Genomic DNA, 6,686 nt, shown 5'->3' with positions numbered 1-6,686 from the left:
GACGCCACCTCCCCTTGGGGGGCGGGGCGGGGGGGGGGGGCCCCCCGGGCCGGCGGGGGGGGGTCCGTGCTTCACCCCGCCGCGGGCCCGGGCCCCCCCCGGCCCCGTCGGGTGCCGGGTTCGCGGCTCGGTTCCGGCGGCGTTGGGTGGAGCTGTCGGGGTGCTACGAGTTCTGGTGTGCGCCGGTCAGCGGGGTGAGTCATCGGTGTCATCACGCTTGTAGGCGCGTGAGGTGCGGTGTTCCGGCGCAGGCACGGCACGTGGCGCCGATCCGTGGGCCGGCCGGTCCGCCCGGCGGGTGGACGGCGCTCGGTGTCGGGTCGGCGCGCGGGGCTCAGGGAACCTGGTCGGGGGATCGGGTGAGGACGAAGGTGGCGATGTCCAGGGCGACCGGTGCGCCGGTGGCGTCGCGGAGGACGGTGAGGATCTCCCCGTCCTGCGGGCCGGAGCGGCCCCGCCAGCGGTCCGGCCCCTCCGGGGTGAAGCGGAGCGGAGGGCCGCCGACCAGCCCGCCCACCAGGTGGCCGGCGGCGTCGACGCGGAACTCGTACTCCGCGCCCATCCACCACCAGCGGCCGGTCAGCTCGGCCAGCTCGGCGGTGGGCGGCGCGGCGGCCGGCCGCCACGGCGCGGGCGCGGCCGGCTCGGCGTCCAGCACCCGGGTGAGCACCTCGCGGGCGAGCGCGGAGATGTGGTGCCCGCCGCGCATCCCGTACGAGTTGGCGAAGTCGACCACGGCGGTCCGGGTGGGACGGTGCACCACCAGGCCGGCGACGTAGCCGGGCATCGAGCCGCCATGGCCGACGTACACCCGTTCGCCGACCCGGTAGAACTCCGGGCCGAGGCCGTGCCCGCCGGTCCACGAGTCCAGGTCGCTGATGATCACCGGGGCGCACATCTCGGTGAGCGTCGCCGGGTCGAGCAGGGCCGGGTCCGGGTCGGCGAGGAACGCCGCCCAGCGGCCCAGGTCCTCGATCGTCGACCAGAGCTGCCCGGCCGGCGCCATCGCACCGCTGTCGGTGAGCGGTTCCTCCCGCAGCGTCTCGTGCCACGGGTGGACGACGTAGCCGCGGGCGTACGGCTCGGTCGGGAGCACCGTGGTGCGGCGCATGCCCAGCGGCGCGAGCAGCCGGTCGGTCAGCAGGTCGGCCCACGACGTGCCGGTGATCCGCTCCAGCGCGGCGCCGAGCAGCCCGTACGCCAGGTTGGAGTAGTGGTAGACGCGGTGCGGCGGGTGGGCGATCTTGTCCGGGGTGAGTCCGGCGAGCAGGGTGTCCAGGTCCCGGCCCGCCGCGCGCTCCCACCATTCGCCGTCCGGCTCGCGCTGCAGCCCGCCGGCGTGCCCGAGCAGGGTGCGCACGGTGAGCGCGCCGACCGGCGTGCCGGGCAGGTGCGTGTCGAGCGGGTCCTCCAGGGCGAGGCGCCCGGCGTCGCGTTGCTGCATCACCAGCACCGCGGTCATGGTCTTGGTGATCGAGCCGATCCGGTACTGGAGGTCGGCGTCGGGGCGCGGGTGCGTGCCGGCGAGCGCGACGTGCGCGAGGTCGCCGTCGCGGACCACGCCCAGCGCGAGCGACGGTGCGCGTCCCTCCGCCTGGGCGCGGGCCACCAGCAGGTCCACCTGGCGTGCGGTCTCGGGCAGCAGTGCCATCTCGTCCTCCTCGTCGCCGTGCGGTGGACCGAGCCTAGCGATCATGACAGTTCGATGACACGTGCGTTCACGTGTCACGATTGGTCTCGTGGACGCCGTGTTCTGGATCGTTCTGGGTGTGGTATTGGCGGTCGCCGAGATCTTCACGACGACGCTGTTCCTGATCATGTTCGGCGTCGGGGCGTTCGCCGCCGCCGGTGCGGCGGCCCTCGGTGCGCCGGTGGCGCTCCAGGCGGTGATCTTCGCGGTGGTGTCGGCGCTGTCCCTGGCGCTGGCACGGCCGGTGATCCGCCGCAACGCCCGTTCGGCGCTGGAGACCGGCGACCAGCCGTTCGGCGTGGAGGCGATCGAGGGAGCCACCGCGGTGGTGCTGGAGGCGGTGGACGCCGACCGCGGCATGGTGAAGATCGATGGTGAGCTGTGGACGGCCCGGTCGTTCGACGCGACGCAGCGCTACGCGGCGGGCGAGCGGGTGCAGGTGATAAAGGTCCGGGGCGCTACCGCTCTGGTCTGGCAGGACGACATTTCCGCCCCGGGCGAGCTGCCCGAAGCGAGAGGGTGAACCATATGGAGTTTGCAGCGATCCTGTTGATCGCCGTGGCGGTGATCGTCGTGGTGACACTGGCCAAGGCGGTGCGGATCGTCCCGCAGCAGCGCCAGGACGTGGTGGAACGGCTCGGCAAGTACAAGCGCACGCTGAGCCCCGGGCTCAACCTGCTGGTGCCGTTCGTGGACGCGGTGCGCACCAAGGTCGACATGCGCGAACAGGTGGTCAGCTTCCCGCCGCAGCCGGTGATCACCTCCGACAACCTGGTCGTGTCGATCGACACGGTCCTCTACTTCAAGGTGGTCGACTCGGTTCGCGCCACCTACGAGATCTCGAACTTCCTCCAGGCGATCGAGCAGCTCACCGTCACGACGCTGCGGAACGTGATCGGCTCGCTGGACCTGGAGCGCGCGCTGACCAGCCGCGAGGAGATCAACAGGCACCTCTCCGGCGTGCTGGACGAGACCACCGGCCGGTGGGGCATCAAGGTGACCCGGGTCGAGATCAAGGCGATCGAGCCGCCGCCGAGCATCCGCGACTCGATGGAGAAGCAGATGCGCGCCGAGCGGGACCGCCGGGCCGCGATCCTCAACGCCGAGGGGCACAAGCAGTCGCAGATCCTCACGGCCGAGGGTGAGAAGCAGGCCGCCGTGCTGCGCGCCGACGGTGACCGGCAGGCCCGGATCCTCCAGGCCGAGGGTCAGGCCAAGGCCATCCGCACCGTCTTCGACGCGATCCACACCGCCAACCCGAGCCAGAAGGTGCTGGCCTACCAATACCTCCAGGCGCTGCCGCAGATCGCCAACGGCACGGCCAACAAGGTGTGGATCGTCCCGACCGAGCTGACCCGGGCCCTGGAAGGCATGGGTGGCGCACTGGGCGGGCTGGCGAACATGGTCGGAGACCAGCCGTCTCCGGAGGCCGCCAGGACCGCCAGCGAGGTCGAGCGGGAGGCCGCCGAGGCGGCCCAGGCCGCGGCCGTCGCGGCCCAGGAGATCCACGACGAGGTACGCGTGGCGGAGGCGCAGGCCACCGGCGGCAACACGGCGAAGGGCCTGCCGGCCCCCGAGCCGGTGTCCCCGGAGACGCTGCTGACCGACCCGACGGGCCAGCGCGAGCGAGGCTGACCGGCAAATCCGAGAATCGCTCATCCGGCGCCCCGGGCGGCTGCCACCATCGGTCTCAAGGACGGGTGGTGAGCAGGGCCGGGGCGCCGTCGCGTGTCCCGGGCCGCCCGTGACGCGAGCGAGGTGGCGCATGAAGGAACCGGCGAACCGGCTCTTCTCCCGTACCCCGGTCCCCGGCGCGCACGACCCCGGCGGACCGCTCGGCTCCCGGCGGACCGGGGGTGGGTTCGGGGTGCTGCCGTTCGTCTCCGAACCGGGACCGGGCGCGCCGGCCACGGACGCGAGCTGGGCCTGGTCGGTCCGCCGGTTCGCCCGCGCCGCGGTCTGGCTGCTGCCGGCGTACGCGGTCCTCTACGGCGTGGTCGCGATGGCCAGCGACGGCGGCGTCGGCAACGACCCCTACCCGGCCGACGGCCAGCCGCTCTACCTGGTCGGCTGGGTGGCGTCGGTCTGGCTGGGCCTGCTCGCCCTGCTCGCGCTCACCGGCCTGCTCGCGGCCACCCGCTGCCGCCGGATCGCGCTGGCCGGGCTGCTGGCCAGCATCGGCGGGATGGTGCTGATGCTGCCGTTCGCCGGGCTGGCCGAGCAGACCCCGGTGTTCGGGCTGACCGCGCGCGGAATCGTGCTGTTCGGGGCCACCTGCTACAGCGTGGGCTGGTTCCTCACCGGTTGGTCGGTGGCCCGGTCCGGGATGTTCTCCTACGGCGACGGGACGATGCTGATGATCGCCGCCCCGCTGCTCGGCCTGGGCGGCGCGCTGATCGGCTCACTGCAGACCTTCGGGGCGATGTTCGTGCTGGTCGCCGGCATCGGCATCGGCTACCGCAGCGGTCGGCTGGTGCCCGAGACGATCGCCCGGGACGCGGCGACGGCGAGCGTGGCCGGCGCCCCCGCGCCGCCGGCGTCACCGGACGGCCCGCTTGCCGCCGGTTGACCGGTTCGCCACCGGCGCCGATACTGAACTGTTGCCGTGAGGTAACTGACAGTTGCCTGACGAACTGGCCGGTAGGCGGCTTTCGCGGCAATCCTGGAGTCCATGCCGTCTCCCCGGTCGCCGTTGTCGCGCCTGTTCACCGTGCTGCTCGCGGGCCTGCTCGCCGGGCTCGTCCTCGCGCTCGCCGCGCTCCCGACGGGCCTGCTCGGCGGCTTCGTCGCCAAGGCGAGCCTCGGCGCGTACGAGGAGCTGCCCGACGCGCTGCGCACCCCCGTGCAGCCGCAGCGCTCCTACCTCTACGCCAACGACGGCAAGACGCTGATCACCACGTTCTACGACGTGAACCGCACCGACGTGCCGCTGGCCGAGATCGCCCCGGTGATGCGCCAGGCGATCATCAGCGCCGAGGACCGGCGGTTCTACTCGCACGGCGGCGCGGACCTGCGCGGCATCGCCCGCGCGCTGGTGGCGAACGTCAGGGGCGGCGGCACCGAGCAGGGCGGCTCCACGCTGACCATGCAGTACGTCCGCAACGTGCTCAAGACCGACCCGACCCGCACCGCCGAGGAACGGCAGGCCGCCACCGAGCAGACCGTCGGGCGCAAGCTCCAGGAGATCCGGTACGCGAACGCGCTGGAGCGGTCGCTGTCCAAGGACGAGATCCTCAACCGCTACCTCAACATCGCCTACTTCGGCTCCGGCGCGTACGGGGTGGCCGCCGCCGCCCAGCGCTACTTCGGCAAGGCGCCGGCCGACCTGACCCTCGGCGAGGCGGCCCTGCTCGCCGGCCTGGTCCAGTCGCCCGACGAGTACAGCCCGATCGACGGCGACAAGGAGCAGGCGCTGACCCGCCGCGGGTACGTGCTCGACGCGATGGCCGAGACCGGGGCGATCACCGCCGCGCAGGCCGCCTCGGCCAAGGCCGAGCCGCTCACGCTGCGCCCGACCGCCCAGCCCAACGGCTGCACCGCGACCGCGCAGGGCCACGACGACTGGGGCTTCTTCTGCGACTACCTGCGCCAGTGGTGGCTCACCCAGCCGGCCTTCGGCGACACCACCGAGGAGCGCGAGCAGGCGCTGCGTCGCGGCGGCTACCGGGTGGTCACCACGCTCGACCCGAAGATCCAGCAGGCCGCCCAGGCGCAGGCCACCAAGGTCTACGGGTACGACGACAAGCGCGCGCTGCCGATCGCGGCGGTCGAGCCGGGCACCGGCCGGGTGCTCGCCATGGCGGTCAACCGGCACTACAGCCTGGCCGACAACCCGGACGGGCAGGCCAACCACCCGAACACGGTCAACCCGCTGATCTCCGGCGGCGCCAGCGTGGCCGGCTACCAGGCCGGTTCCACGTTCAAGATGTTCACCATGCTGGCCGCGCTGGAGGCCGGCAAGCCGCTCGCCACCGGCTTCGACGCGCCGGCCAAGCTGCCCACCCGCTACGCCTCGGACGCCGAGGGCAACTGCGACGGCACATGGTGCCCGGCCAACGCCAACCCGGAGTGGATGGACGGCTACCGGATGATGTGGGACGGCTTCGGCCGCTCCGTGAACACCTACTTCGTCTGGCTGGCCGAGCAGGTCGGCGAGGACAAGGTGGTGGAGATGGCGCAGCGCCTGGGCATCACGTTCCGGGCCGACTCGGACGCCGCGTTCGCCCGCGACAACGCCGCGAACTGGGGCGCGTTCACGCTCGGCGTGGCCGCCACCACCCCGCTCGACCTGGCCAACGCGTACGCGACGGTGGCCGCCGAGGGCACCTACTGTTCGCCGCTGCCGGTGGTGTCGGTGACCGCCCCGGACGGCGGGAAGGTCGACGTGGGGCAGCCGAACTGCAAGCGCGTGCTGGAGCCGGACGTGGCCCGGGCGGCCACCGACGCGGCCCGCTGCCCGGTGGGTCAGCAGTCCGCGTACGGGCAGTGCAACGGCGGGACCGCCACCGGCGTGGACGGGATCGTCGACCGGCCGGTGGCCGGCAAGACGGGCAGCTCGGAGCAGAACGCCACCGAGACGTTCGTCGGGTACACCCCCCAGGTGGCCGTCGCCGGCATCGCCGCCAACCCGGACGACTCGACCGACCTGGTCGGCTCGGCCGTGCAGGCGAAGGTGATCGACGCGGTGGCCCGGACGATCAAGACGGCGGTGGCCGGCAAGCCGGTGAAGGACTTCACCGCGCCCAGCCGTGAGCTGGCCGGCGACCCGCAGCGCCCGCAGCCCCGACCGCAGCCCCAACCTCAGCCGCGTGAGGACAACCGCAACCTCCCGTCGGACCTGCTCCGCTGGCTCCAGGGCCGGGGTTAGTGCAAGGAGGGGCCCCTTCTTAACGCATTCCGCATAAGAGGTCCTAACTTAATGATGTTGGGCGTAACCGACTGGACGTGAGGGTCGTTTCGTCTGAACGTGAGGAGGGGTGAGCAGCCGCCGTGGATC

Annotated in this window: 5 protein-coding genes; 4 read left to right on the top strand and 1 reads right to left on the bottom strand. The window is 72.8% G+C overall.

Annotation, left to right across the window (positions count from 1 at the left end; all coding sequences use genetic code 11):
- Nucleotides 1-334: 334 nt before the first annotated feature.
- On the bottom strand, nt 335-1,651 hold the full coding sequence (locus tag ACIA5A_RS30755; RefSeq protein WP_396768267.1) for a serine hydrolase domain-containing protein: 1,317 nt from the start codon (nt 1,649-1,651) through the stop codon (nt 335-337).
- Nucleotides 1,652-1,739: 88 nt separating this feature from the next.
- Between ACIA5A_RS30755 and ACIA5A_RS30750 the strand changes: the two genes are divergently transcribed.
- The 4 genes from ACIA5A_RS30750 to ACIA5A_RS30735 all read left to right on the top strand — a co-directional run bounded on the left by ACIA5A_RS30750 (nt 1,740) and on the right by ACIA5A_RS30735 (nt 6,557).
- Nucleotides 1,740-2,213, top strand: a complete 474-nt coding sequence (locus ACIA5A_RS30750; RefSeq protein ID WP_091066739.1) for an NfeD family protein — start codon at nt 1,740-1,742, stop codon at nt 2,211-2,213.
- Nucleotides 2,214-2,218: 5 nt separating this feature from the next.
- Nucleotides 2,219-3,325, top strand: coding sequence for an SPFH domain-containing protein (locus tag ACIA5A_RS30745; protein ID WP_396768264.1), 1,107 nt, complete (start codon nt 2,219-2,221; stop codon nt 3,323-3,325).
- Between the two features lie 130 nt (nt 3,326-3,455).
- Nucleotides 3,456-4,259 carry a hypothetical protein gene (locus ACIA5A_RS30740; RefSeq protein WP_396768263.1) on the top strand — a complete coding sequence of 268 codons (804 nt, stop codon included), beginning with the start codon at nt 3,456-3,458 and terminating at the stop codon, nt 4,257-4,259.
- Nucleotides 4,260-4,361: 102 nt separating this feature from the next.
- Complete coding sequence (locus ACIA5A_RS30735) at nt 4,362-6,557, top strand: transglycosylase domain-containing protein (protein WP_396768262.1); 2,196 nt, start codon at nt 4,362-4,364, stop codon at nt 6,555-6,557.
- The last annotated feature ends 129 nt before the right edge of the window (nt 6,558-6,686 follow it).

The organism is Micromonospora sp. NPDC051300, from assembly GCF_044455315.1.
Lineage (GTDB): Bacteria > Actinomycetota > Actinomycetes > Mycobacteriales > Micromonosporaceae > Micromonospora > Micromonospora robiginosa.
The sequence above is the reverse complement of the archived record's forward strand: the minus strand, read 5'-3'. Positions and strand labels throughout refer to the sequence as shown.